The organism is Streptomyces sp. NPDC050287, from assembly GCF_044459385.1.
In the GTDB taxonomy this organism is placed as follows: domain Bacteria; phylum Actinomycetota; class Actinomycetes; order Streptomycetales; family Streptomycetaceae; genus Streptomyces.
In genome coordinates this window covers 423,067-445,515 of sequence record NZ_JBITIY010000002.1, presented here as the reverse complement: position 1 = coordinate 445,515, position 22,449 = coordinate 423,067, and the positions used below count along the sequence as shown (strand labels likewise).

The following is a 22,449-nucleotide window of genomic DNA, read 5'->3' as shown; positions in this document are numbered from 1 at the left end:
CTTCCGGGTGAAGCGGTTCGAACGGGACACCGGCTGCCCCGCCTGCCTACGATGATTGTCTCGGCACCAGCCCCTAGGAGGCACGCGATGTCCGCTGCATCCGTCGAGCAGCCCTTCGACGACGACCGGCCGTTCTCCCTCACGGCCATCGCCGACGAGATCATGGAGCGCCATCCGGGCTACCGCGTCGAGATCATCGGAGGCCACCTCCTCGTGACCCCATCCCCGGATGCCCCCCACGCCCGCGCGCTGACCAAGCTGATGCGCCCCTTCATCGCCGCGGGACTGGACGACGGCGAAACCGAGGTCCTCCAGAACGTAGGAGTATGGCTGCCCGCGGGCGAGGACTACGCCATCCCCGACCTCGTGGTGGTGGACGCCGATATCGACGAGCACTTCGTCGAGAACAACGCCTACGACCCCGTCTGCTTCCGCCTCGTCCTGGAAGTCACCTCCAGCAACTGGAAGGACGACCTGAAGACGAAGGTCGCCGCCTACGCCGAGGCCGAGATCCCCGTCTACGTCGTCGTCGACCGCAAACATCAGCGTGTTCACGTCCTGGCGGAACCGGCCGGGGGCAGGTACGAGTACCACCGCCCGCATGCCCCCGGCGAGCTCGTCACCCTTCCCGACTCCATCGGCGCCAAGGTCACTCTCGACGTCGACCAGATCCTCAAAGCCGGGCAGAAGAAGGCTAACTGACCGCGTCCACCTCCCCCTCGGCCAACTCCACGTCGAACACCAACGGCCCGTCCGCCACCACCACGTGCGCCGCCCGCGACCCGTACGACGTCGCGGTCGCCGCCAGCAGATACGTCCCCGGCGACGGCACCGACACGATGTACGAGCCGTCCGCCAGCGAGGTCACCCGGTCCAGTTGACGCCCGCCCTTCGAGAGCAGCGTCACCGAGGCACCCTCCACCGGCTCACCGTCGGCCGTACGGACGAAGCCGTGGACCGCCGAGGCGGAACCCTGTGACGCCGGCGATTCGAGTGCCTCCTCCTTCGGCTCCACCGCCAGATGCGGCAGCCGCTTGTCCAGCCACCCCGGCAGCCACCAGTTGGAGGTGCCGAGCAGGTGCATCGCGGCCGGCACCAGGGCGGTACGCAGGATGAACGCGTCCAGGGCCACGGCCGCGGCCAGGCCCACGCCCGCCATCGCCGCCCCCGAGTCGCCGCTGAGGACGAAGGCCATGAACACGCAGACCATGATCAGGGCCGCGCTGTTGATGACCCGGCTGGTCTCGGCCAGGCCGACGCGGACCGCGCGGGCGTTGTCCTTCGTGTGGACCCATTCCTCGTGCATCCGGCTGACCAGGAACACCTGGTAGTCCATCGAGAGGCCGAACAGCAGGGACAGCATGATGACCGGCAGGAAGGCGTTGATCGGGCCCTCCTTGCCGAGGCTCAGCAGGTCGAGTCCCCAGCCCCACTGGAAGATCGCGACGAGGACGCCGAAGGAGGCGGCCGCCGCGATCAGGTTCATCACCGCGGCCGTCAGCGGCACCACCAGGGAGCGGAAGGCGACCAGGAGGAGCAGGAAGCCGAGGCCGATGATGGTCGCGATGAAGAGCGGGAGGCGGTCGCCGGTGACCGTCGCGAAGTCCTTGGAGACCGCCGTCACGCCGCCGACGTGGGCCTGGACCCCGGCCTGCGGGATCACCTTGTCCCGCAGGGTGTCGATGAGCTGGTCGGTCTCCTCGGACTGCGGCGACGTGGTCGGGACGACCTGGACCACCGTCACACCCCGCGCGGGCGGCAGCGCGGCGACCCGGGCGACCCCGTCCGTGCCCTGGATGCCCTTGACCAGGGCGGTGGTGTCGCCGCCGTCGGTGACCACCTGGAGCGGTCCGTTGAAGCCGGGGCCGAAGCCCTCGCCGAGCAGGTCGTACGCCTTCCTGGTGGTCGTCGTGGTGTCGTCGTTGCCCTGGTCCGTCGCGCCCAGGCGCAGCGACAGCACCGGCAGCGCGAGGACGGCCATGACGGCGAGAGCGAGTACGGCGATCCGGCGCGGGCGTTTCTGCACGCCCGCCGACCAGCGGGCGGCGAGTCCGCTCGTCCGCTCCGGCTCGGGCCCGGTCGCGGCGAGCTTGCGCCGCTGCCGGCGGCTGAGCACCCGCGCTCCCAGGAAACCGAGGAGCGCCGGCAGCAGCGTCGTGGCCGCGAGGACGCTCAGGACCACGGTCACCGAGGTTCCGATGACGACCCCGTCCAGGAAGCGCAGGTTCGTCACCAGCATCCCGGCGAGCGCGATGCACACCGTGCCGCCCGCGAACAGCACCGCACGTCCTGAGGTGTTCAGGGCGGTGACCGCCGACTCCTCCGGGTCCATGCCGCGCAGGATGCCCTTGCGGTGCCGGGTGACGATGAACAGGGCGTAGTCGATGCCGACGCCGAGGCCGATCAGGGTGGCCAGCAGCGGGGCCAGGTCGGGGATGTCGGTGGCATGGCTGAGCAGTTGGGTGGAGAACAGGCCGGTGCCGACACCGAAGATGGCGACGGCGAGCGGGAGCAGCATCGCGAAGAGCGAGCCGAAGGCCAGGAACAGCACGACGGCCGCCGCGACGATGCCGACGATCTCGGCGAGGCCGGTGGGCGGTTCCTGTACCCGCTGGATCGCCTGGCCGCCCAACTCGACCTGCAGCCCGGCGCGTTCGGCGCCCTGCGCGGTGTCGACGACGTCCTGCACCAGTTCCTTGGGCACGGCGTTCGCCTGGTCGGTGAAGGTGATCTGGGCGTATGCGATCCGCCCGTCGCCGCTGATCTGTGCCGTGCCTCCCGTGTAGGGGCTGGTGACGCCGCCGACGCCCTTCATGCCGGCGATCTTGTCGAGTGCGGGCTGGATCCGGGACCGTACGGCCTGGTCCCGTACCGTGCCCTCGTCGACCTTCCACACCACCGTGTCGGTGTCGCCCGCGCTCTGCGGGAAGGCCTTCTCCATCAGGTCGTACGCGCGCTTGGAGTCCGTGTCCGGGAGGGAGAAGACGTTCGCGTAGTCCGTGCCCGCCGTCGAGGCCGAAAAGCCCAGGCCGAACAACGTCCCCACCCACAGCAACAGGACCACCAGCCGGTGCCGGTAACACCACCGTGCCAATGCCGCCACGCTCAACAACTCCTTGTTCGGTCGGTTGGTCCCCCAGGTCCTGCGCAACAGAATCGGCGGTGGCACGCGTGCGTGGGGGCGGTACGCCACGACTCTCAAGGAACTCCAAAGCAGCGAAGCCGCCCGGTTGTCAGTGGGCCCGCCGATACTGGGGGCATGACGACGGGTTCAGGCACCGTGCTGGTCGTGGAGGACGAGGAGAGTATCGCGGACGTCCTCGCCATCGCGCTGCGCTACCACCGGTTCGAGGTGATGACGGCGGGCACGGTCCGCGAGGCGCTCACGCTCGCCGAGCGCACCCTCCCCCACGCTCGGACAGGCTCACACGGGGGCACGACCCCCATCGACTGCGCGCTGCTCGACGTCATGCTCCCGGACGGCGACGGCCGCGCACTGGGCCGTCAACTGCGCGAGCTCCAGCCCGGCCTGGCGGTCGTCTTCCTCACCGCGCGCGACTCGCCCGCCGAGATCGTCGGCGCGCTCGGCTTCGGCGACGACTACATCACCAAGCCGTTCAACATCGACGAGGTCATCGCCAGGATCACGGCGGTGCTGCGCCGCACCCGCCCGGCCGACGTCCTCCCGCAGCGCCCGCCCCTGCGCTACGGCGAACTGGAGCTGGACGAGACGACGTACTCGGTGCACCGCGCGGGCCGCTCGGTCGAACTGACCCCCACCGAGTACGCGCTGCTGCGGTTCCTTGTGCGCAACGGCGGCCGGATCGTGCCCAAGGAGCAGCTCCTGCGCCATGTCTGGCAGTACGAGCACACGCCGCCCGAGTCGACCGTCGTCGAGACGTACATCAGCTATCTGCGTCGCAAGCTGGACGCGCTCGGACCGCCGGTGATCACCACCCGGCGGGGCGTGGGATACGGGCTGACATGAAGCTCCGGGGACAGCGGTGGCCGGCGCGCCTGCGGGGACGGCTGCGCTGCGAGCGGGGCATCCACTCGCTGCGCGGCAAGCTGACGCTGGCCAACGTGGCGCTGCTCGCCCTGGGGATCGCCGCGGCGACGGCCGTGAGCCTGATGGGGATGCGGTACTACCTGCTGGACCAGGTCGACACCGAGCTCACCAAGACCCGTGACTCACTGGGCGGTTCGCAGCTCACCCTGCGGCAGTTCGACTCGCTGAGCGCGCTGAGCTTCGTCCGCGGCCGACTCGCCCCGAAGAGCTCGGACGAGCAGCCGACACCCGACTCGATCTTCACCGCCCTCGACAGCCGGGGCGAACCCGTGGACATCCTCGGTTTCAAGCCGACCGACGCCCAGCGCGACCTCGCGCACGCCGTCCGCGACCCGGGCGGCCTGATCAAGGACCCCGAACCGCACGACGTCACCGTGCACGGCTCCCCCTACCGCGTGACCGCGGCCCGGCTCGGTGACGGCACCCGGATCCTGCTCGCCAGCTCGACCGCCGCCCTGCACCAGGGCGTCTCCAAAGCCCTCAAGTTCGACCTCGCCATCGGCACACTGCTGCTGGCGCTGCTCGCCGCGCTGACGATGATGAGCGTCAGCCGTCGGATGCGGCCGCTGGAGGACATGGTGGAGACTTCGTCGGCGATCGCCGAGGGTGATCTGACCCGGCGCGTCCCCTCCAGTCGGGAGGCCACCCTTGAGGTCGAACAGCTGCGGCTCGCCCTCAACTCCATGCTCCACCAGGTGGAGTCGGCGTACCGCACCCGCGAACGCAGCACGGCCCAGCTGCGCCGCTTCGTCGCCGACGCCTCGCACGAGCTGCGCACCCCACTGGCGGCGATACGCGGCTACCTCCAGCTGTACGACCGCGGGATGCTGTCCGACCCCGAGGACCGGCAGCGGGCGTGGGGGCGGGTGATGGCGGAGGCGGACCGCATGGGGCGGCTCGTCGACGAACTGCTCACCCTCGCCCGGCTCGACCAGCAGCCCGAACTCCGCTTCCGGAACGTGGACGTGAGCCGCCTGGTCCGGGAAGCTGCCGAGGACCTGCGGGTGCAGCAGCCGGGGCGTCCCATCACCGTCGACGCCGACGGTGCGCTGCTGGTACGCGCCGACGAGTCCGGGCTGCGACAGGTGCTCGGCAACCTGGTGGCCAACGTCCGCACCCACACCCCCGAGGACGTCCCGGTACGGCTCGGCGTGGAGCGCTCCTACGGCGTCGTACGGCTGCGCGTGGCCGACAAGGGGCCGGGGCTGGACCCGGAGGACGCCGCCCGGGTCTTCGACCGCTTCTTCCGCGCCGGCGGTGGCGCGGGCAGCGGGCTCGGCCTGGCGATCGTGCAGGGGGTGGTGCGGGCCCACAAGGGAAAGGTGACGGTGCGCACGGCACCGGGCGAGGGGCTGGCGGTGACGGTGACGCTGCCGGCGGGAGGTGAGGGGACGGCGGTGGGGGTGGCGGGGAGTGAGGCTGCGGGCGAAGGCAGCAGGTGACGCCGCGAGTGGGGTAACGGCGCGCGTCCCAACACGCCTGCCTCACCCGCACACGTCTTCGCCACCTGGTGGCGTGTGAGGGCGCGCCCCGTGTCACCCGGGCGGACTTCCCTGCCGTGAGATCGCGTCAGATCCAGTCGAGGCGCCAGAGGCGGAAGACTCCGGTGCCGTCGGACAGGTACTGGCCGCCGCCGACGTCCTCGCTGGTGACGACGTACTCCTTGGCCTGCCACAGCGGGATGACCGGCACGTCCGCCGCGACAGCCTGCTGCACCTGGCGGAAGTCGTCGGCCGCCTCACTGCGGTCGGCGTACTTCTGGCTGGCCTGGATCAGCCGGTCGACGGTCTTGCTGCTGTAGCCGGTGTTCATCGAGGCGCCGGTGCCGACGAGCGGGGAGCCGAAGGTGTCCGGGTCGGGATAGTCGGCGACCCAGCCGACCGCGTAGGCGTCGAGCTTGCCGGTCGCCCAGCGCTTCTGGAAGTCGGTCCACTCGTAAGCCTTGACGGTCACCTTGAACAGGCCGCTCGCCTCCAGCTCCCGCTTGATCTCCGCGGCCTCGTCGGCGGCGGCGCCGCGGCCGGCGCCGTAGCCGTAGGTGAAGCGGACGGGCAGGCTCACGCCGGCCTGGGTGAGCAGTTGCCGGGCCTTCTTGGCGTCCTGCCTGGGGTAGCGGTCGAAGAACGACGTGGTGTGCCCGGTGATACCGGCCGGGATCAGCGAGAAGAGGGGGTCCACGGTGCCGTCGTACACCGTGGCGGCCAGCCGTTCGCGGTCGATCAGCCAGGCCATGGCCTGCCGGACCCGGGGGTTGTGCAGCGGGGAGCTCGCGCGGGTGTCGAGATAGAGGTTGCGGGTCTCGGAGCTGTTGACCTCGGACACCCGCTGGCCGGGGTCGCTGGCGTTCAGCCCGGCAAGGACCTTCGGCGGCAGTGTCCTGGTGGCGACGTCGACCCGCCTCGCCTTCCAGGCGGCGTCGAGCTTCTCGCCGTCGGCGTAGTAGCGCAGTTCGACCGGCCGTCCGGTGTCCTTGAGGACGCCCCGGTAGCGGCCGTTGGGCGCGAGGACCGCCGCCTTGCCCTTCGTATACGACACCAGCTCGTACGGTCCGGTGCCGTCGACACTCGGGCCGGTGCGCAGGCCGTCCGCCGGGTATTTGCTGCGGTCGACGATCGAGCCGGCGCCGGTGGCCACCTTGAACGGGAAGGTGGCGTCCGGCGAGGACAGATGGAAGGTGACGGTCCGGTCGCTCGCGCTCACGGTTTTGAGGGTGTCCAGCAGCGAGGCCGGGCCGACCGGCGAGTTGATCTTCTTGACCCGGTCGAACGAGTACTTCACGTCCTCGGCGGTGACCTCACGGCCACCGGCGAAGGTGAGTCCCTCACGCAGTTCGCAGCGGTAGGTGCGCAGGTCGCTGCCGGTGAAGGAGCAGTGGTCGGCGGCGTCCGGCACGGGCGAGACCCCGCCCGGCTCGAAGGTCAGCAGCGACTGGAAGACGTTGCTGAACAGAGCCCACGAGCCGGCGTCGTAGGCGCCGGCCGGGTCCAGTGACGTGACGGCGTCCGTCGTGCCGACCGTGATGGTCCGGCCGTCGCCGCCCTGGTCCGGCAGCAACTGCCAGCCGCCCACGGCGACACCCGCCAGTACCAGCAGCGTCGCAAGAACCCGCACGCGAACCGACCGCATCGGCGTTTGCCCTCCCAAGCCCCTTCGCGGGCCCGCCCCGGGTCCACCGCGCACATGCCACGCCCTGGTGGGCGCGGGTCACCTAATCACAGCTGTTTCAGCTGGGGGAAGAGGATTTTGTTCGAGTTGAGCAAGAACTTACGCAAGCGGGTTTCGCCCGAGTTTCACAGGGAGCTCACAGCTCTTCCGCCGCCCTCTCTCACATCCCGGGCCCTTCGGCCTCGCGGGACGCCCTCAGGCCTGCCGTGACGCCAGTTCGATCACCGTGATGTCCGACTCGGCGCCCACCCGGGTCGGCGGGCCCCAGGCTCCGGCGCCCCGGCTGACATACAGCTGGGTGTCGCCGTACCGTTCCAGGCCCGCGACGGTGGGGTTCGCGGCGGCCGCGACGAAGCTGCCGGGCCAGAGCTGGCCGCCGTGGGTGTGGCCGGAGAGCTGGAGGTCGACGCCGTGGTCGACGGCGTCGTGGATCTGCACCGGCTGATGGGCCAGCAGCACGCACGTGCGGGTCGTGTCGCGGTCGCCGAGCGCCTTGGCGAAGTCCGGTCCCTGGCCCTCGCTCTCCCCCGCCACGTCGTTGACGCCCGCGAGATCGAAGTGGGCCAGTTCGGTTCGGGCGTTCTCCAGCGGGCGGATGCCCAGCCGTCGTACCTCTTCGACCCACTGCTCGGCGCCGGAGAAGTACTCGTGGTTGCCGGTGACGAAGTACGCGCCGTGCCGGGCCCTGAGCTGGGCCAGGGGTGCGGCCGCCGGACCCAGGTCCTTCACACTGCCGTCGACCAGGTCACCGACGACCGCGATCAGGTCGGGCTGCGTGGAGTTGATCGTGTCGACGACCTTCTGCGCGAAACCCCGGCCCAGGACCGGGCCCAGGTGAATGTCGCTGACCACCGCGATCCGGTAACCGTGCCCCGCCCGCGGGAGCTTGGCCAGCGGCACGGTGACCCGCTTGACGGTGGGGCCGTTCAGGACGCCGTACGTGCCGTAGCCGACCGTGCCGACAGCGGCCACGGCTGCGGCACCACCGAGCACACGGGACACGAAGAGGCGGCGGGAGGGGGTGGAGGCGGTGGGTGCAGGGGTGAGAGCGGAGGGCGGGTGCGGGGCGGCAGGGCCCGGCGGGTCCACCGGGACGGCCGGGTCCGCTTGCGGTTCCGTGCCGGGCGCGGCCGTCCCGGCGACCTCCGCCGCCGGCTGGCCGCCCGCCGAAAGGACGCGCTCCGGCGCCTGGGCGGCCTTCGGCGGCACCCCTGCCGACTCCCGCCCCGCCGGCGCCGGCTCCGGCTCTCGTACGGCCGTCCCCGCGCGCGCCCGCCGTTCGAGGAGGCGTCGCAGCAGCGGCCGTACGACCTCACCCGCGACCACGGCCAGCAGCAGGTAGATCGACAGGGCCATCCACAGGAAGCCCGGCCAGGCGAGCACCTGCTGGAGCCAGAAGGGGGCGCCGGCGCGTTCGGACACGACCGCCCCGATCGCGAGCGCCCATCCCCCGGCGATCAGCACCGCTCCAGCGCGCCGTGCGAGGCCGGGGCCGCGGGTCGTGTCGCGGAACAGGCGCCGCCAGACGTACCAGTTGGCCGCCACCAGGACGGCCAGAACGGCCAGGGCGAGCAGGACGAAGAGTATGACCACGGTGCCGTGTCCCCCGTAGTGAGCGGTGAGGCCTGTGTCGTAGTGATCGGTGAGGCCTGTGGACGGTAGCGCCGGTCGGCGGTGCGATCGGCAGGTCTTGTCGGCCGGTTATGACGTCTGGCCAAGACGCCCGGTAACGACGTCCGGCCTGGACGCCCTGTTGTGGCGCCCGGCTATGACGTACGGCGCAATGCGCGCACTCCGCGCAACCCGATGCCCCCGACGACCGTCCCCAATACGAAGGAGACGACGGCGAGCGTCAGGTGCACCCAGAAGTACGCCGTCGGGTGACCGTCGTCGAACGCGAGCCCACTGCTGTCCTTGATCAGGTTTTTGACGAAAGTGACCCAGATGACCCAGCTCCACACCCCGAAGGCGAGCAGGAACCAGGAGACGGGGCGGCTGAGCTTCATACGCCCAGTATCTCCGCCCGGTGTCCGGTTCCTTGCCCGGGGTGGGAAGGAGAGTGGGACTTCACGCCAGGTGGCATGTACGTTCCTCAGCGTGTCCGCACCGAAGAAGACCGTCAGGCGATCCCTGCTGGTCACCACCGCTGTCCTGTCGTCCCTCGCGCTGACCGCGCCTGTCTCCGGAGCCGCGCCCGGCCCGTCACCCACGGACAAGGCGTCCGGAACCCCGTCGGCGACCCGGTCGGGAAAGCCGCCGGCGAGCGCGTCCGGAAAGCCCTCGGCGAGCCCGTCGGTCACTCCCCCGGCGACCATGTCGTCCGTCGGCGGCGAACGACTCGGGCAGGCCGGTACCCAGGTGAATCTGGCGAGCGGGGTTCCGGTCCTGCCGAAGGACGTGACGGCGCGTTCCTGGATCGTCTCGGACGCGGAGTCCGGTGAGGTGCTGGCCGCGCACAACGCGCACTGGCGGCTGCCCCCGGCGAGCACCCTGAAGATGCTGTTCGCGGACACCGTCCTGCCGAAGTTCCCCAAGTCCGAGAAGCACAAGGTCGTCCCCTCCGATCTGGCCGGCATGGGCGCGGGCTCCAGCATGGTCGGGATAAAGGAGGACGAGACCTATTCGGTCCACGACCTGTGGCTCGGCGTCTTCCTGCGCTCCGGCAACGATGCCGTGCACGTGCTGTCGCAGATGAACGGTGGCATCAAGAAGACCGTCAAGGACATGGACGAGCACGCCGAGGAACTCCAGGCCCTCGACACGTACGTGGTCAGCCCCGACGGCTACGACGCTCCCGGCCAGGTCTCCTCCGCATACGACCTGACGCTGTTCGCCCGCTCCGGGCTGCAGAAGAAGGACTTCCGCGAGTACTGCTCGACGGTCAGGGCGAAGTTCCCCGGCAAGACGACCAAGGGCAAGAAGGGGAAAACGACCCGCGAGTCCTTCGAGATCCAGAACACCAACCGGCTGCTGACCGGCGACTCGGACGTCCCCGTCTACCAGGGCATCGCGGGCGTCAAGAACGGCAACACCACCAACGCGGGCGCCACCTTCACGGGCGTCGCCGAGCGGGGCGGCAAGGTGCTGCTGGTCACGGTCATGAGGCCGGAGAAGGACGAGAGCAACGAGGTCTACAAGGAGACCGCGAAGCTCTTCGACTGGGGCTTCAAGGCGGCCGGCAAGGTGCAGCCGGTCGGTGAGCTGGTGCCGCCGAAGAGTGCCGTGCAGTCGAGCGCCCAGCCGGGGTCGAGCACCTCCGGGCAGGCCGGGGGCGCGGACACCGGGGGTATGGAGGCCGACCACTCGTCGAAGCCGGTGGCCAGTGCCACGGCCGGGGGCGGCTCCGGCGGTATGGGGATCGCGCTGGCGATCACCGGCGGGCTGCTGGTGCTGCTCGCGGGGGCCGGGTTCCTGGTCAACCGCCGCTGGCCGGTGCCGGACCTGGTGCGTCGCCGGACCCGTACCTGAGACCGGTGCCCCTGGCCCCCTTCTCCCTCTGCTCTTCCGCGGACCCCTCGTGGGTTTCGTCGGCCTCGGCACCCGCGTGGGTTTCTTGGACCTCATCGGTCTCGGCGACCTCGGCGGTGTCGTCGGTCTCGGCGACCTCGGCGACCTCGGCGGTGTCGCCGGTCTCATCGGTCTCGGCGACCTCGGCGACCTCGGGGACCTCTGCGACCTCTTCCGTCTCGACGGCCTCGCTCCGGCTTTGCGTCGCCGTCCACGCGGCGCAGAACAGGACCAGCTTCGAGGTGAAGTTGATCCACAGCAGCAGGGCCACGGGCACGCCGAACGCGCCGTACATGCTCTTTCCGGCCACGCTCTGCAGATAGCCGCTCAGCAGCAGCTTCAGCAGCTCGAAGCCGACCGCGCCGGTCAGGGCGGCCACGACCAGCCGGCGGCGCCCCGGCTCGACTCCGGGCAGCAGTGTGAGGACGTACAGGAGCAGCAGGAAGTCCGCGAGTACGGCGACCCCGAACGCGACGATCCGCAGCAGCACGCTGCCCCAGCCGGCCTCGTCGATGCCGAGTCGGTCGATGATCCAGCCGATCATGGCGGAGGACACGGTGGACGTGGCGAGCGTGATGAGCACGGCGCCGCCGAGCCCGACGAGGATGCCCAGGTCCTTGGCCTTGCGCAGGACCGGGTTCTCCTCCTCGTCGGGCAGTTCCCACACGGCCCGCAGACACTCGCGCATCGAACCGGCCCAGCCGATCCCGGTGAACAGCAGGGCTGCGCCCGCGATGAGTCCGATGGTGCCGGCGTTCTGGATCAGGCCGCCGATGTCGAGCTGGTCGGAGATGCCGGGTACCTGCTCGGCGATCTTGTCCTCCAGCGTGCTCTGCTGCTTGCGGCTGAGCGTGGCGGCGGCGATCGTGGCGGCCACGGTGAGCAGCGGGAACAGTGCCACGAAGCTGGTGAACGTCATCGCGGCGGCCAGCCGAGTCCACTTCACCCGGTCCAGTCGGTCGTACGACCGCCACGCGTGCGTGGCCATCAGGCGCGCCAGCAGCGGCCCTGCGACGGGGAGTCTCTTCAGCCAGTCCATGATCCGACTCTGCCCTCGTTGCGGACCACCGATGTCTTGGTCAGCCATGAGGCGGCCGATTTCCTCGTCGGCGTGTCCTGGTCGGCCGTGTCCTGGTCGGCCGTGTCCTGGTCGGCCGACGCTCTGGTGCCCCGGAACCCAGGACAGGCGCAAGGGAGAGGTTCCCGGCGGTGTGGCGGCTACGCGTGTCCGGTGAACATGTCGACCAGGCTGTGGGGCGCGTCGTCGCCGAAGCAGAGCTCCTGGACGCGGGCGGCTTCGGTGGCGGCCTCGGCGCTGCGGGGGAACAGTGCCTGCTCGTATGCGGTGAGCGCGGCCTCGGCGTCATCCGGGTGCGCGGCGATGGCCTTGCCGAGTTCGGCGCCGTCGTACATGGCGAGGTTGGCGCCTTCGCCGGACGGGGGCGTGAGGTGGGCGGCGTCACCGAGCAGGGTCACCCCCGGCACCCGCTCCCACCGGTGTCCGGGCGGCAGAGCGTTGAGGGTGCGCAGCACCGGTGCGGTCTCACCGTCGGTGACCAGTGCGGTGAGTTCCGGTGCCCAGCCGTCGAACTCCCGCACGATCCGCGCGGTGGCCGTGGCCGAGTCGGTGAAGTCGATACCGGCGAACCAGTCCTGCGGCCTGGAGAGCGCCACGTAGATGTGGAGGGTCCCGCCGCTCTCCCGGTGGGCCATGATCCCCTTCCCCGGGGCGAGCGCGGACATCGCCCCGCCGCCGACCGTTTTGGCGCTCGCCGGGTGCCGGGTGTCGGCGTCGAAGAGATAGGTCTCGATGAGCGACCTGCCGACGTACTCGGGTGTGGCATCGGAGAGCAGCGGCCGGACCCGTGACCATGCGCCGTCCGCGCCGACCAGCAGGCTCGTGGCGACGGTGGTGCCGTCGGCGAAGGTCACCTCGTGGCGGCTGTCGCCGAGGGTCCGGACACCGCTGACCTTGCGGCCCCACCGGACGGTACCGACGGGGAGTGAGTCGAGCAGGAGTTGCCGCAGCTCGCCGCGCTGGACCTCGGGGCGTCCACCCGTGCCGTCGTCGGGTTCGTCGAACAGAACGGTCCCGTCCCGGTCGAGGACCCGTGTCGCTTCACGGCCCTCCAGGATGAGGCCACGGAACTCGTCGATCAGTCCTGCCTCCTGAAGAGCCGGCTGGCCGTTGTGGTCGTGGATGTCGAGCATCCCGCCCTGCGCGCGCGCCGTCGACGAGGGCTCCGCCTCGTAGACGGTCGCTTGAATGCCGTGGACGTGCAGGACGCGGGCGAGCGTGAGTCCGCCGAGGCCGGCGCCGATGATCGTGACGTCAGTGGTCATGGGGTTCCCTTGGGTGTCGCGGGCCTGCCGGACGGAGATCCGGCAGGGCAGCTCTGGAACGCTGTTCCAGCGGTACCCCACACTGGAACGCTGTTCCAGAGTTGTCAAGATGGAACGGCGTTCCAGGCATGTGTCAGGATGTGACGCATGGCCACCAGGACGCGTCGTCCAGAGCGACGAGAGGAACCGCTCTCCCGGGAGCGCATCGTCGAGGCCGCGATCGAACTTCTCGACACGGCGGGCGAGGGCGGACTCACGTTCCGCGCGCTGGCCGATCGCCTCACCACCGGGCCCGGCGCGATCTACTGGCACGTCACGGGCAAGGATGAACTCCTCACCGCCGCCACCGACGCCGTCGTCGCCCGCGCCCTGACCCCGGACACCGTCGGCACGAAACCGCGGGAGACTATCCGCGCCCTCGCCCTCGGCGTGTTCGACGCGATCGACGCCCACCCGTGGATCGGCACGCAACTCGCCCGTGCCCCCGCGCAGTCACCGCTGCTGCGGGTCTTCGAAGGCATCGGACGCCAGGTCCAGGCGCTCGGAGTGCCCCACGCCGCCCAGTTCACCGCCGCGTCCGCGCTGCTGAACTACATCCTCGGAGTGGGCGGACAGAACGCGGCCAACGCCCGCGGATCCCGGCCGGACATGAACCGGACCGAGTTCCTCGACACCGTCTCGGCCTCCTGGGCGAACCTCGATCCCGACGAGTACGCGTTCACCCGAAGCGTCGCCGGGCAACTGCGCGATCACGACGACCGAGCGGAGTTCGTCGCCGGCATCGACCTCATCCTCAGCGGAATCACCGCCCATATTGGGTGACATCCCATCAATCACCCATCCCCGGGAGGGAATTGACCTTGCGGATGTCTCATCGAACCGGGGCTGCGACGGCGCTCGGAGACGGTGTGGGTGCCGGGGGCGCTGCGGGCCGCGCCGTTGAAGGGCCGTGATTGCGGCTTTGCGGCATGCGCCGCGGGGGCTGTTCCGACGGCTGCCCATCTGGGTAGCCGGCAGCTGCCCATCCTGGGTAGCCGGCAGCTGCCCATCTGGGAACTACGGCTTCTGCCAGGGGTCTCTCAAAGGACTAGGGCGGGAGCGGCCATCGGTCAACGGCTTCGGATGGTGCCGCGCTCGACGCGTCCCGCCTGCGGGGGCACCACCGGTCCCCCGAAGGTGAACTCACGCAGCTTGCGCCACACGCCGTCGGGGCCCTGTTCGTAGAGTGCGAAGCCGGTGCAGGGCCACTGGGCCTCGTAGTCGGAGAGTTCCTCGAAGGCGCGGTCCATGGCCTCGTCGTCGATGCCGTGGGCGACCGTGACGTGGGGGTGGTACGGGAACTGCAGTTCGCGTGCCACCGGGCCGGAGGCGTCCCGGACCTGCTTCTGCAGCCAGGTGCAGGCCTCGGCGCCCTCGACGACCTGGACGTACACGACGGGCGACAGGGGCCGGAACGTGCCCGTACCGGACAGCCGCATCGGGAAGGGGCGCCCGGCCGCCGCGACCTCGCCGAGGTGGGCCTCGATCGCCGGCAGCAGCGCCGCCTCCACCTCGGTCGGCGGCAGCAGGGTGACATGGGTGGGGATGCCGTGAGCCGCGGCGTCGCCGAAGCCCGCGCGCCGCTCCTGGAGCAGGCTGCCGTAAGGCTCCGGGACCGCGATCGACACACCGATCGTTACGGTCCCCACGTCATCTCCCTGTCGTCGTGTCGCTTGGTCCGGTGTCGGTTTTGTTGTCAGCCGTCCGGCTATCGACTGTACGTCCACGGCTGTGCTCTGGGCAGGCGCAGTCGTAGTGATGTGCAGCGCTCCGCCCAGTGGTGCGCGTGTGCGCCGGGCCGTCAGTGCTTGGCGGGCAGGAACCCGACCCGGTCGTAGGCCTGCGACAACGTCTCCGCGGCGACGGCACGCGCCTTCTCCGCGCCCTTGGCCAGGATGGAGTCGAGCGTCTCCGGGTCGTCCAGGTACTGCTGGGTACGCTCCCGGAACGGAGTCACGAACTCGACCATGACCTCGGCGAGGTCCGTCTTGAGCGCACCGTAGCCCTTGCCCGCGTACTTCTCCTCCAGTTCGGTGATACCCGCACCGGTGAGCGTCGAGTAGATCGTGAGCAGATTGCTCACGCCCGGCTTGTTCTCCGCGTCGTAGCGGACCACGGTGTCCGTGTCGGTCACCGCGCTCCTGACCTTCTTCGCGGTCGTCTTCGGCTCGTCGAGGAGGTTGATGAGGCCCTTCGGCGTGGACGCCGACTTGCTCATCTTGATCGACGGGTCCTGGAGGTCGTAGATCTTCGCCGTCTCCCTGAGGATGTACGGCTTCGGGACCGTGAAGGTCTCGCCGAAGCGGCCGTTGAAGCGCTCGGCGAGATCGCGGGTCAGCTCGACGTGCTGGCGCTGGTCCTCACCGACCGGGACCTCATGGGCCTGGTACAGCAGGATGTCCGCGACCTGGAGGATCGGGTACGTGAACAGGCCGACGGAGGCGCGGTCGGCGCCCTGCCTGGCGGCCTTGTCCTTGAACTGGGTCATGCGGGACGCCTCGCCGAAGCCGGTGAGGCAGTTCATGACCCAGGCCAGCTGGGCGTGCTCGGGGACGTGGCTCTGGACGAAGAGCGTGCAGCGCTCCGGCTCGAGACCGGCCGCGAGAAGCTGGGCGGCGGCCAGGCGGGTGTTGGCGCGCAGGTCGGCGGGGTCCTGCGGAAGCGTGATCGCGTGCAGGTCGACGACCATGTAGAAGGCGTCGTGGGACTCCTGCAGGGCCACCCACTGGCGGACGGCACCGAGGTAGTTACCGAGGTGGAACGAGCCTGCGGTGGGCTGGATTCCGGAGAGCACACGCGGACGACGCTGCATGGCGGAGCCATCCCCCTGAGGGCGGTGGTGGGCGACGGGTGGGCGATCAGAGGCCATGCTCACCATTCTCTCAGGTCTCGGAAGGCGGTTCGGAACTGGCCGGAAACAGACCGGACACGGGTGGGAACCGATCCGGCTCGGGCGGTGTACCAAGAAGGTGAGGACGCGGGAGGGGGGCCGCATCGTCGATGAGGCCGCGGTGATCGCACGCGTACGCGCCGGAGAGCCGGAGGCGTTCGCGGAGCTGGTGCGGGCCCATACGGGCATCGCCATCAGGGCGGCCGCCGCGCTGGGGGCGGGTGCGGAGGCAGAGGACGTGGTGCAGCAGGCCTTCGTCAAGGCGTACTGCGCGCTGGGCCGGTTCCGGGACGGCGCGTCGTTCAAGCCGTGGCTGCTGTCGATCGTGGCCAATGAGACGAGGAACACAGTGCGGACGGCGGCGCGCCAGCGCACTCTCGCCGGCCGCGAGGCGGCGTTCGCGCAGGCGGAACCGCTGATACCGGAATCAGCGGATCCCGCGGCGGCCACGCTGGAGACGGAACGCCGCGCGGCCCTGCTGGCCGCCCTGGACCAGCTGAGCGAGGAACACCGCCTGGTCGTCACCTACCGCTATCTCCTGGAGATGGACGAACCCGAGACCGCCCAGGCCCTGGGCTGGCCCCGAGGCACGGTGAAGTCCCGGCTCAACCGAGCACTGCGCAAGCTGGGCCGGCTGTTGCCGGATTTTCAGCCTCGGGGTGGGGGTGATGAGGGTGAGTGAGGACGGGGAGCGCGGGCGGGAGCGGGATCCGGCGCGGGAGCGTGATGCGTACGGCACCTCGCTGCCGGAGGAGTTGCGGGCGCTGGGGCGTTCGTTGGATCCGCCCGGGGGCGGCGGGTCCGAGTCGATGGTGGAGCGGGTGCTGGAGCAGATACTCGCCGAGCGGGCTCCGGGGCCGCTGCCGGTGGCAGAGCCGAGGGCGGGGGCCCGTGAGCGGTTGCGGGTGGCCCGGCGGTGGACACGGACGCGGTGGCGTTCGCTGACGGCGACGCTGTGCGGGCTGCTGGCGGTGCTCGCGCTCACTCCTCCGGTGCGGGCCGCGGTCCTCGACTGGTTCGACTTCGGCGGCGTAGAGGTGCGGTACGACCCGTCGGCGATGCCCTCGTCCGGGGCCGAGGTGCCCGGCTGCGGGCGCTCGCTGTCGCTTGCGCAGGCTGAGCGCAAGGCCGGGTTCGAGCCGGTGGTGCCGCCTGCGCTGGGTACGCCGGACACGGTGACGGTGGCCGACGGGCCGCACGGGCGGTTCGTGGTGAGCCTGTGCTGGCGCGAGCGGGGGCGGGTGATCCGGCTGGACGAGTTCGCGGCGCGTCTGGACCTCCTGTTCACGAAGACCGTGCGGGAGCAGCCGGAGTGGGTGGAACTGGCTGCCCGGCCCTCGGAGGCCGGCATAGCGGATCCGGCCCTGTGGTTCCCCCGTCCGCACGTGCTGAGCTTCTGGCTGGTGGGGGCGGACGGGCACCGCTATACGCGTGAGGAGCGGACGGCGGGGCCGACGTTGCTGTGGAGCCATCGCACAGCCGGCGACGAGAGCGTGACGCTCCGGCTGGAGGGGGTGGCGTCGAAGGGGCGGGCGGTGAAGATCGCGAGGTCCGTGGGTCCTGGGTCCGTGGGTCCGTGAGCCTTCGGTCGGAAAAGGGGCGTGCGGGTGGGAACCCCGGCGGGTCGAGCGGTGTACCAGAAGTGACAAGCGGCTCGAGGACGGGTCGCACGGGAGCGATGGACTCACGGACTCACGGACTGGGGGACGGTATGCGCGCTGGGAAGGGCGGGAGCAGGGCCAGGGACAGGAGCGGCAGCAGCGGCGGGGGTCTGAGCCGTGAACTGGCTGCGGTGATAGCGGCGTTGGCGTTCACGCTCGCGCTGATGATGTGGGGTGCGTCCGGCGCTGCGGCCGGTGGGCCGACGAGCGTGCTGGTGACTTCGCCGGCGAGCGGAGAGGCCACCGCGCGGTACTACTCCGACAAGGAGTACGGAGAGCTGGAGCGGCTGCTCGGCCCGGCGAACAGTGGTACTCCGGACAAGCCACCCGAGGCCGGTCTGACCCGGGCCCGTCAGATCAACGTCACGTGGCTGGCGCACGACATATCGCCGTGGCGGCTGGACCGGATCTTCCCTGTCGATCCTGTCGATCCTGTCGACGGTTCCGGGCCCCCGACCGTCTGGATCCATACGGCGGCCGGCATGCCCGACTCCACGAACGGCTACTGGCACCGCGCCGAGCACGCCTCCCAGTTGCGCGCCCTGCTCACCGATCTCGGCGTGATGGGCGAGATATCGGGCGAGGGCTACCAGGGCATCTTCCCCGCGCCCTGGCAGTCGGAGACGCCGGCCGAGACCACCCCGCCGGAGGAGACGACGACCACCACCTTGCAGGTCGGCGTGGCGGAGGGGGCCGACAACACCGACTGGTGGTGGGCCCTGCCGGGCGCGGCGGCGGGAGCGGTGCTGGCGCTGGCGCTGCGGCCGCTTGCCCTGCGGCTGCCCTGGGACCGCCTACGACGGGAGCGGAGGCCTCGGCAGGAACTGCGGGATCTCTGAGGACTTGGGACATCGGATCTGCGAGGACTTGGGACATGTGAAGGGGGACGGATGAACACTCCGAACACTCCGAACACTTCGAAGACTCGGAGCAGAAGGGTGGGGGTGCGGCTCGCGGTCCTTGTGCCGATGGCGCTGGTGGTCGGTCTGTTCGGGGTGCCGGTGGCCGGTGCGGCAGCGCGGGGGCCGGACCGGGAGGTCCCGGATGTGGCGGTGGTGGTCGTGGGCGGTACGGGCCGGACGACGGCGGTGCGCTCCGGTGAGGCGGAGTTCGACCGTATCTGGACGCTGCTGCGGCCGAGATACACCGGGACTCAGCGGGTGCCGGAGGACTGGGCCGAGGGACGTTACCCGCCGGTGCGGATGACCGTGATGTGGGGGCTGACCGGTGTCGGGGGCTGGCCGCAGACCGATGCGGCGCCTGGTGGGGATGTGGCGATGGTGCGGGAGGATCAGCTGTTCGTCGCCGGGGACGGCACACCCTGGGTGCGTACGGATCCGGCGCCGGACGTGTCGGACGACGACATCCGCTGGCACCGGGCGTCCCGCTCGGTCTTCGAGGAGATGAGCCGGGCGGGGCTGCCGGGCGGGGAGGGGAACGGGGCGGTTGGAGACACAGCCGACGGCGGGGATGGAGGGTGGGCGGCCGGTGGGTTCTGGTCGGACGCGTGGGGACTCGCGCTGGGGTTCGCGGCCGGGGTCGGCGGCACGCTGCTGATACGCCGCGCGGCGGCCCGGCCGGGAGCCGGACCGCCGCGGGAGGAGCCTCGCCAGGAGCTGATCGATCTCTGACCGATCCCTGACTGCGCCGGTCCCTGACTGCGGGGGGTCAGCCGAGGTCGATCTCCGGGTACAGGGGGAACCCGGCGACCAGGTCGGTGGCGCGGTGGGAGATCTCGTCGGCGATCTTCGGGTCGAGGACGTGCTGGGCCTTGGACGGGGCGCCCTTGCTGGTGGTGCCGGGCTCCGTGGTGGTGAGGACGCGGTCGATGAGACCGGCGACCTCGTCCATCTCGGCGGTGCCCAGGCCACGGGTGGTCAGGGCGGGGGTGCCGATGCGGATGCCGGAGGTGTACCAGGCGCCGTTGGGGTCGGCGGGGATGGCGTTGCGGTTGGTGACGATGCCCGAGTCGAGCAGGGCGGCCTCGGCCTGCCGGCCGGTGAGGCCGTAGGAGGAGGCGACGTCGATCAGGTTGAGGTGGTTGTCCGTGCCGCCGGTGACGAGGGTGGCGCCGCGGCGCATCAGGCCCTCGGCGAGGGCGCGGGAGTTGTCGACGATGCGCTGGGCGTAGTCCTGGAAGGAGGGCTGACGGGCCTCGGCCAGGGCGACGGCCTTGGCGGCCATGACGTGCGGGAGCGGGCCGCCCAGGACCATCGGGCAGCCCCGGTCGACCTGGTCCTTGAGGGAGTCGTCGCACAGGACCATGCCGCCGCGGGGGCCGCGCAGGGACTTGTGGGTGGTGGTGGTGACGATCTGGGCGTGCGGGACCGGGTCGAAGTCGCCGGTCAAAACCTTGCCGGCGACCAGGCCCGCGAAGTGGGCCATGTCGACCATCAGGGTCGCTCCGACCTCGTCGGCGATCTCGCGCATGATCCGGAAGTTCACGAGACGGGGGTAGGCGGAGTAGCCGGCGACGATGATCAGCGGCTTGAACTCGCGGGCCGACACGCGCAGCGCCTCGTAGTCGATGAGGCCGGTGGCGGGGTCGGTGCCGTAGGAACGCTGGTCGAACATCTTGCCGGAGATGTTCGGGCGGAAGCCGTGGGTGAGGTGACCGCCGGCGTCCAGGGACATGCCGAGCATGCGCTGGTTGCCGAAGGCCTGGCGGAGCTCGGCCCAGTCGGCGTCGGAGAGGTCGTTGACCTGGCGGGCGCCGGCCTTCTCCAGGGCGGGCACCTCGACGCGGGCCGCGAGAACGGACCAGAAGGCGACGAGGTTGGCGTCGATGCCGGAGTGCGGCTGGACGTAGGCGTGCCGGGCGCCGAAGAGTTCGCGGGCGTGTTCGGCGGCGAGGGACTCGACGGTGTCGACGTTGCGGCAGCCGGCGTAGAAGCGGCGGCCGACGGTGCCCTCGGCGTACTTGTCGCTGAACCAGTTGCCCATCGCGAGGAGAGTGGCCGGGGAGGCGTAGTTCTCGGAGGCGATCAGCTTGAGCATCTCGCGCTGGTCGGCGACCTCCTGGCCGATGGCGTCGGCCACGCGCGGCTCGACGGCGCGGATCACGTCGAGGGCCGCACGGAAGGCGGTGGACTCGTTGGAGAGGGGCTGCTGCTCTGACATGGCGGCCTCCGGGCTGCGTGGCTTGAAGCGGTCACGGTTCACGGTTCGGCCCAGGCGCACGGCACTTGGTCACTCGCAGGCCGCTCCCCGATGGTCCGTCCCATCCCAGCGCGCCAGTCACGGCCTGTCGGCCAGCCTACCGGGCGCGTCGGAAGGCGAAGGTCCCGCGTCCACCATGCGAGCGACTATAGGAAAGGAGGGCAGCCCTTGACTCCGGGAGGTCCCGTGACCACGACGGAAGCACTCATCGCCGCGGCGGAGGCGCACAGCGCGCACACCTACCATCCGCTGCCGGTGGTGGTCGCCACGGCCGACGGTGCGTGGATGACGGATGTGGAGGGGCGGCGGTATCTGGACCTGCTGGCCGGATACTCGGCGCTGAATTTCGGCCATGGAAACCGGCGGCTGATCGAGGCGGCGAAGGCGCAGTTGGAGCGGGTGACGCTGACGTCGCGGGCGTTCCATCACGACCTGTTCGCGGCGTTCTGCTCCGAGCTGGCCGAGCTGTGCGGCATGGAGATGGTGCTGCCGATGAACACCGGTGCGGAGGCGGTGGAAACGGCCGTGAAGACGGCCCGGAAGTGGGGGTACCGGGTCAAGGGCGTGCCGGCGGAGATGGCGAAGATCGTGGTCGCCGGGGGCAACTTCCACGGGCGGACGACGACCGTCATCAGTTTCTCCACGGATCCGGAGGCGCGGGCGGACTACGGGCCGTACACGCCGGGCTTCGAGATCGTGCCGTTCGGGGATCTGACGGCGATGCGGGCGGCGGTGACCGAGAACACGGTCGCCGTGCTGCTGGAACCGATCCAGGGGGAGGCGGGGGTGCTGGTGCCGCCGGCCGGTTATCTGGCGGGGGTGCGCGAGCTCACGCGGGAGCGGAACGTGCTGTTCGTGGCGGACGAGGTCCAGTCGGGTCTGGGACGGACGGGGCGGACGTTCGCCTGCGAGCACGAGGGGGTGGTGCCGGACGTGTATGTGCTGGGCAAGGCGCTGGGCGGCGGGATCGTGCCGGTGTCGGCGGTGGTCGCGGGCGCCGAGGTGCTCGGGGTGTTCCGGCCCGGGCAGCACGGGTCGACCTTCGGCGGGAATCCGCTGGCCTGTGCGGTGGCGCTGGAGGTGATCGCGATGCTGCGGTCCGGCGAGTACCAGGCGCGGGCGGCGGAGCTCGGCGAGCATCTGCTGCGGGAGCTGAGGATCCTGGCCGGGACGGGCCGGCTGACGGCGGTGCGGGGGCGCGGACTGTGGGCGGGCATCGACATCGCACCGGCGTACGGCACGGGGAGGGAGGTGTCGGAAAGGCTGATGGAGCGGGGTGTGCTGGTGAAGGACACGCAGGAGGCGACGCTGCGGATCGCGCCGCCGCTGGTCGTCTCCAAGGAGGACCTGGACTGGGGGCTGGCACAGCTTCGGGCAGTACTGGAACCCGCTTGAGCAGGTGTTCGGCTGGCGGACCGTCACCCCCGCGCCCTCGCGGCCCAGGAGGGCTCGGCGACGTAATCGGTCGTCCGTGCCGGCTCCCGTGGACCGTCGAGGTGGGCGGGGAGGAGGTTCGGATGGCCGGGATACAGCTCCCAGAGGACGGCGAGCAGGGCCTTGTCGCTGAGGAGCCTCTTCCAGGCCGGTTCGATCCCTGGCGGCGGCGGACGGTGCGG

At 70.7% G+C, this 22,449-nt stretch carries 18 protein-coding genes, 2 pseudogenes and 1 riboswitch; of the genes and pseudogenes, 10 read left to right on the top strand and 10 right to left on the bottom strand.

The window, feature by feature from the left end; all coding sequences use genetic code 11:
* Positions 1-87: 87 nt before the first annotated feature.
* Positions 88-702 carry a Uma2 family endonuclease gene (locus ACIBK3_RS07320; RefSeq protein WP_399362772.1) on the top strand — a complete coding sequence of 205 codons (615 nt, stop codon included), beginning with the start codon at positions 88-90 and terminating at the stop codon, positions 700-702.
* Here ACIBK3_RS07320 and ACIBK3_RS07315 read toward each other — a convergent pair.
* A complete protein-coding gene (locus ACIBK3_RS07315) occupies positions 695-3,094 on the bottom strand; it encodes an MMPL family transporter (RefSeq protein WP_399363953.1) in 2,400 nt (799 codons plus the stop codon). The genes ACIBK3_RS07320 and ACIBK3_RS07315 overlap by 8 nt on opposite strands.
* A 165-nt stretch (positions 3,095-3,259) precedes the next feature.
* Here ACIBK3_RS07315 and ACIBK3_RS07310 point away from each other — a divergent pair, with 165 nt between their 5' ends.
* Together ACIBK3_RS07310 and ACIBK3_RS07305 are read left to right on the top strand one after the other, a co-directional pair.
* The gene (locus ACIBK3_RS07310) at positions 3,260-3,988 is read left to right on the top strand and encodes a response regulator transcription factor (protein WP_399362770.1); all 729 of its coding nucleotides are present in this window, start codon (positions 3,260-3,262) and stop codon (positions 3,986-3,988) included.
* On the top strand, positions 3,985-5,511 hold the full coding sequence (locus tag ACIBK3_RS07305) for a sensor histidine kinase (RefSeq protein ID WP_399362768.1): 1,527 nt from the start codon (positions 3,985-3,987) through the stop codon (positions 5,509-5,511). Before ACIBK3_RS07310 ends, ACIBK3_RS07305 begins: the two co-directional genes overlap by 4 nt.
* Before the next feature lie 127 nt (positions 5,512-5,638).
* Here ACIBK3_RS07305 and ACIBK3_RS07300 read toward each other — a convergent pair whose 3' ends face one another.
* From ACIBK3_RS07300 to ACIBK3_RS07290, 3 genes are all read right to left on the bottom strand, one after another.
* Complete coding sequence (locus tag ACIBK3_RS07300) at positions 5,639-7,195, bottom strand: ABC transporter substrate-binding protein (RefSeq protein ID WP_399362766.1); 1,557 nt, start codon at positions 7,193-7,195, stop codon at positions 5,639-5,641.
* A gap of 234 nt (positions 7,196-7,429) precedes the next feature.
* The gene (locus ACIBK3_RS07295; RefSeq protein ID WP_399362764.1) at positions 7,430-8,827 is read right to left on the bottom strand and encodes a metallophosphoesterase; all 1,398 of its coding nucleotides are present in this window, start codon (positions 8,825-8,827) and stop codon (positions 7,430-7,432) included.
* 173 nt (positions 8,828-9,000) lie between these two features.
* Positions 9,001-9,240, bottom strand: coding sequence for an SCO4848 family membrane protein (locus tag ACIBK3_RS07290; RefSeq protein ID WP_030682606.1), 240 nt, complete (start codon positions 9,238-9,240; stop codon positions 9,001-9,003).
* Positions 9,241-9,331: 91 nt separating this feature from the next.
* On the opposite strand from ACIBK3_RS07290, the gene ACIBK3_RS07285 reads away from it, so the two are divergent.
* A complete protein-coding gene (locus tag ACIBK3_RS07285; protein WP_399362762.1) occupies positions 9,332-10,702 on the top strand; it encodes a D-alanyl-D-alanine carboxypeptidase in 1,371 nt (456 codons plus the stop codon).
* A 231-nt stretch (positions 10,703-10,933) separates the two neighbouring features.
* Here the strand turns inward: ACIBK3_RS07285 and ACIBK3_RS07280 are convergent.
* Together ACIBK3_RS07280 and ACIBK3_RS07275 are read right to left on the bottom strand one after the other, a co-directional pair.
* Positions 10,934-11,780: pseudogene (locus ACIBK3_RS07280) on the bottom strand (YihY/virulence factor BrkB family protein); the annotation flags it as partial.
* A 179-nt stretch (positions 11,781-11,959) separates the two neighbouring features.
* Complete coding sequence (locus ACIBK3_RS07275) at positions 11,960-13,084, bottom strand: FAD-dependent oxidoreductase (RefSeq protein WP_399362760.1); 1,125 nt, start codon at positions 13,082-13,084, stop codon at positions 11,960-11,962.
* Between the two features lie 147 nt (positions 13,085-13,231).
* On the opposite strand from ACIBK3_RS07275, the gene ACIBK3_RS07270 reads away from it, so the two are divergent.
* The gene (locus tag ACIBK3_RS07270) at positions 13,232-13,906 is read left to right on the top strand and encodes a TetR/AcrR family transcriptional regulator (RefSeq protein ID WP_399362759.1); all 675 of its coding nucleotides are present in this window, start codon (positions 13,232-13,234) and stop codon (positions 13,904-13,906) included.
* 287 nt (positions 13,907-14,193) lie between these two features.
* Here the strand turns inward: ACIBK3_RS07270 and ACIBK3_RS07265 are convergent, their stop codons facing one another.
* Together ACIBK3_RS07265 and trpS are read right to left on the bottom strand one after the other, a co-directional pair.
* Complete coding sequence (locus tag ACIBK3_RS07265; protein ID WP_399362757.1) at positions 14,194-14,772, bottom strand: 2'-5' RNA ligase family protein; 579 nt, start codon at positions 14,770-14,772, stop codon at positions 14,194-14,196.
* A 152-nt stretch (positions 14,773-14,924) separates the two neighbouring features.
* Complete coding sequence (trpS, locus tag ACIBK3_RS07260; protein ID WP_399362755.1) at positions 14,925-15,935, bottom strand: tryptophan--tRNA ligase; 1,011 nt, start codon at positions 15,933-15,935, stop codon at positions 14,925-14,927.
* A gap of 199 nt (positions 15,936-16,134) precedes the next feature.
* Here trpS and ACIBK3_RS07255 point away from each other — a divergent pair, with 199 nt between their 5' ends.
* From ACIBK3_RS07255 to ACIBK3_RS07240, 4 genes are all read left to right on the top strand, one after another.
* Positions 16,135-16,695, top strand: coding sequence for an RNA polymerase sigma factor (locus ACIBK3_RS07255; protein ID WP_399362753.1), 561 nt, complete (start codon positions 16,135-16,137; stop codon positions 16,693-16,695).
* Positions 16,682-17,593: a hypothetical protein gene (locus ACIBK3_RS07250; protein ID WP_399362751.1), complete on the top strand. Its 912-nt coding sequence runs from the start codon at positions 16,682-16,684 to the stop codon at positions 17,591-17,593. Before ACIBK3_RS07255 ends, ACIBK3_RS07250 begins: the two co-directional genes overlap by 14 nt.
* Before the next feature lie 131 nt (positions 17,594-17,724).
* Positions 17,725-18,513: a hypothetical protein gene (locus ACIBK3_RS07245; RefSeq protein WP_399362749.1), complete on the top strand. Its 789-nt coding sequence runs from the start codon at positions 17,725-17,727 to the stop codon at positions 18,511-18,513.
* A gap of 129 nt (positions 18,514-18,642) precedes the next feature.
* On the top strand, positions 18,643-19,305 hold the full coding sequence (locus ACIBK3_RS07240; RefSeq protein ID WP_399363951.1) for a hypothetical protein: 663 nt from the start codon (positions 18,643-18,645) through the stop codon (positions 19,303-19,305).
* Positions 19,306-19,342: 37 nt separating this feature from the next.
* Here ACIBK3_RS07240 and ACIBK3_RS07235 read toward each other — a convergent pair whose 3' ends face one another.
* Positions 19,343-20,794 carry a glycine hydroxymethyltransferase gene (locus ACIBK3_RS07235; protein ID WP_030682581.1) on the bottom strand — a complete coding sequence of 484 codons (1,452 nt, stop codon included), beginning with the start codon at positions 20,792-20,794 and terminating at the stop codon, positions 19,343-19,345.
* A 41-nt stretch (positions 20,795-20,835) separates the two neighbouring features.
* A riboswitch (ZMP/ZTP riboswitch) is annotated at positions 20,836-20,925 on the bottom strand.
* Between the two features lie 94 nt (positions 20,926-21,019).
* Here ACIBK3_RS07235 and rocD point away from each other — a divergent pair.
* Complete coding sequence (gene rocD / locus ACIBK3_RS07230) at positions 21,020-22,228, top strand: ornithine--oxo-acid transaminase (protein ID WP_399362747.1); 1,209 nt, start codon at positions 21,020-21,022, stop codon at positions 22,226-22,228.
* Between the two features lie 12 nt (positions 22,229-22,240).
* Here the strand turns inward: rocD and ACIBK3_RS07225 are convergent.
* A pseudogene (locus ACIBK3_RS07225) lies at positions 22,241-22,425 on the bottom strand (glutathionylspermidine synthase family protein); the annotation flags it as partial.
* Positions 22,426-22,449 lie beyond the last annotated feature (24 nt).

Excerpts from the sequence above, each read along its gene's own strand:
- ACIBK3_RS07320 (WP_399362772.1), top strand. The coding sequence starts at position 88 with ATGTCCGCTGCATCCGTCGAGCAGCCCTTCGACGACGACCGGCCGTTC.
- ACIBK3_RS07310 (WP_399362770.1), top strand. The coding sequence starts at position 3,260 with ATGACGACGGGTTCAGGCACCGTGCTGGTCGTGGAGGACGAGGAGAGT.
- ACIBK3_RS07305 (WP_399362768.1), top strand. The coding sequence starts at position 3,985 with ATGAAGCTCCGGGGACAGCGGTGGCCGGCGCGCCTGCGGGGACGGCTG.
- ACIBK3_RS07300 (WP_399362766.1), bottom strand. The coding sequence starts at position 7,195 with ATGCGGTCGGTTCGCGTGCGGGTTCTTGCGACGCTGCTGGTACTGGCG.
- ACIBK3_RS07290 (WP_030682606.1), bottom strand. The coding sequence starts at position 9,240 with ATGAAGCTCAGCCGCCCCGTCTCCTGGTTCCTGCTCGCCTTCGGGGTG.
- ACIBK3_RS07275 (WP_399362760.1), bottom strand. The coding sequence starts at position 13,084 with ATGACCACTGACGTCACGATCATCGGCGCCGGCCTCGGCGGACTCACG.
- ACIBK3_RS07270 (WP_399362759.1), top strand. The coding sequence starts at position 13,232 with ATGGCCACCAGGACGCGTCGTCCAGAGCGACGAGAGGAACCGCTCTCC.
- trpS (WP_399362755.1), bottom strand. The coding sequence starts at position 15,935 with ATGCAGCGTCGTCCGCGTGTGCTCTCCGGAATCCAGCCCACCGCAGGC.
- ACIBK3_RS07250 (WP_399362751.1), top strand. The coding sequence starts at position 16,682 with ATGAGGGTGAGTGAGGACGGGGAGCGCGGGCGGGAGCGGGATCCGGCG.
- ACIBK3_RS07245 (WP_399362749.1), top strand. The coding sequence starts at position 17,725 with ATGCGCGCTGGGAAGGGCGGGAGCAGGGCCAGGGACAGGAGCGGCAGC.
- ACIBK3_RS07240 (WP_399363951.1), top strand. The coding sequence starts at position 18,643 with ATGGCGCTGGTGGTCGGTCTGTTCGGGGTGCCGGTGGCCGGTGCGGCA.
- ACIBK3_RS07235 (WP_030682581.1), bottom strand. The coding sequence starts at position 20,794 with ATGTCAGAGCAGCAGCCCCTCTCCAACGAGTCCACCGCCTTCCGTGCG.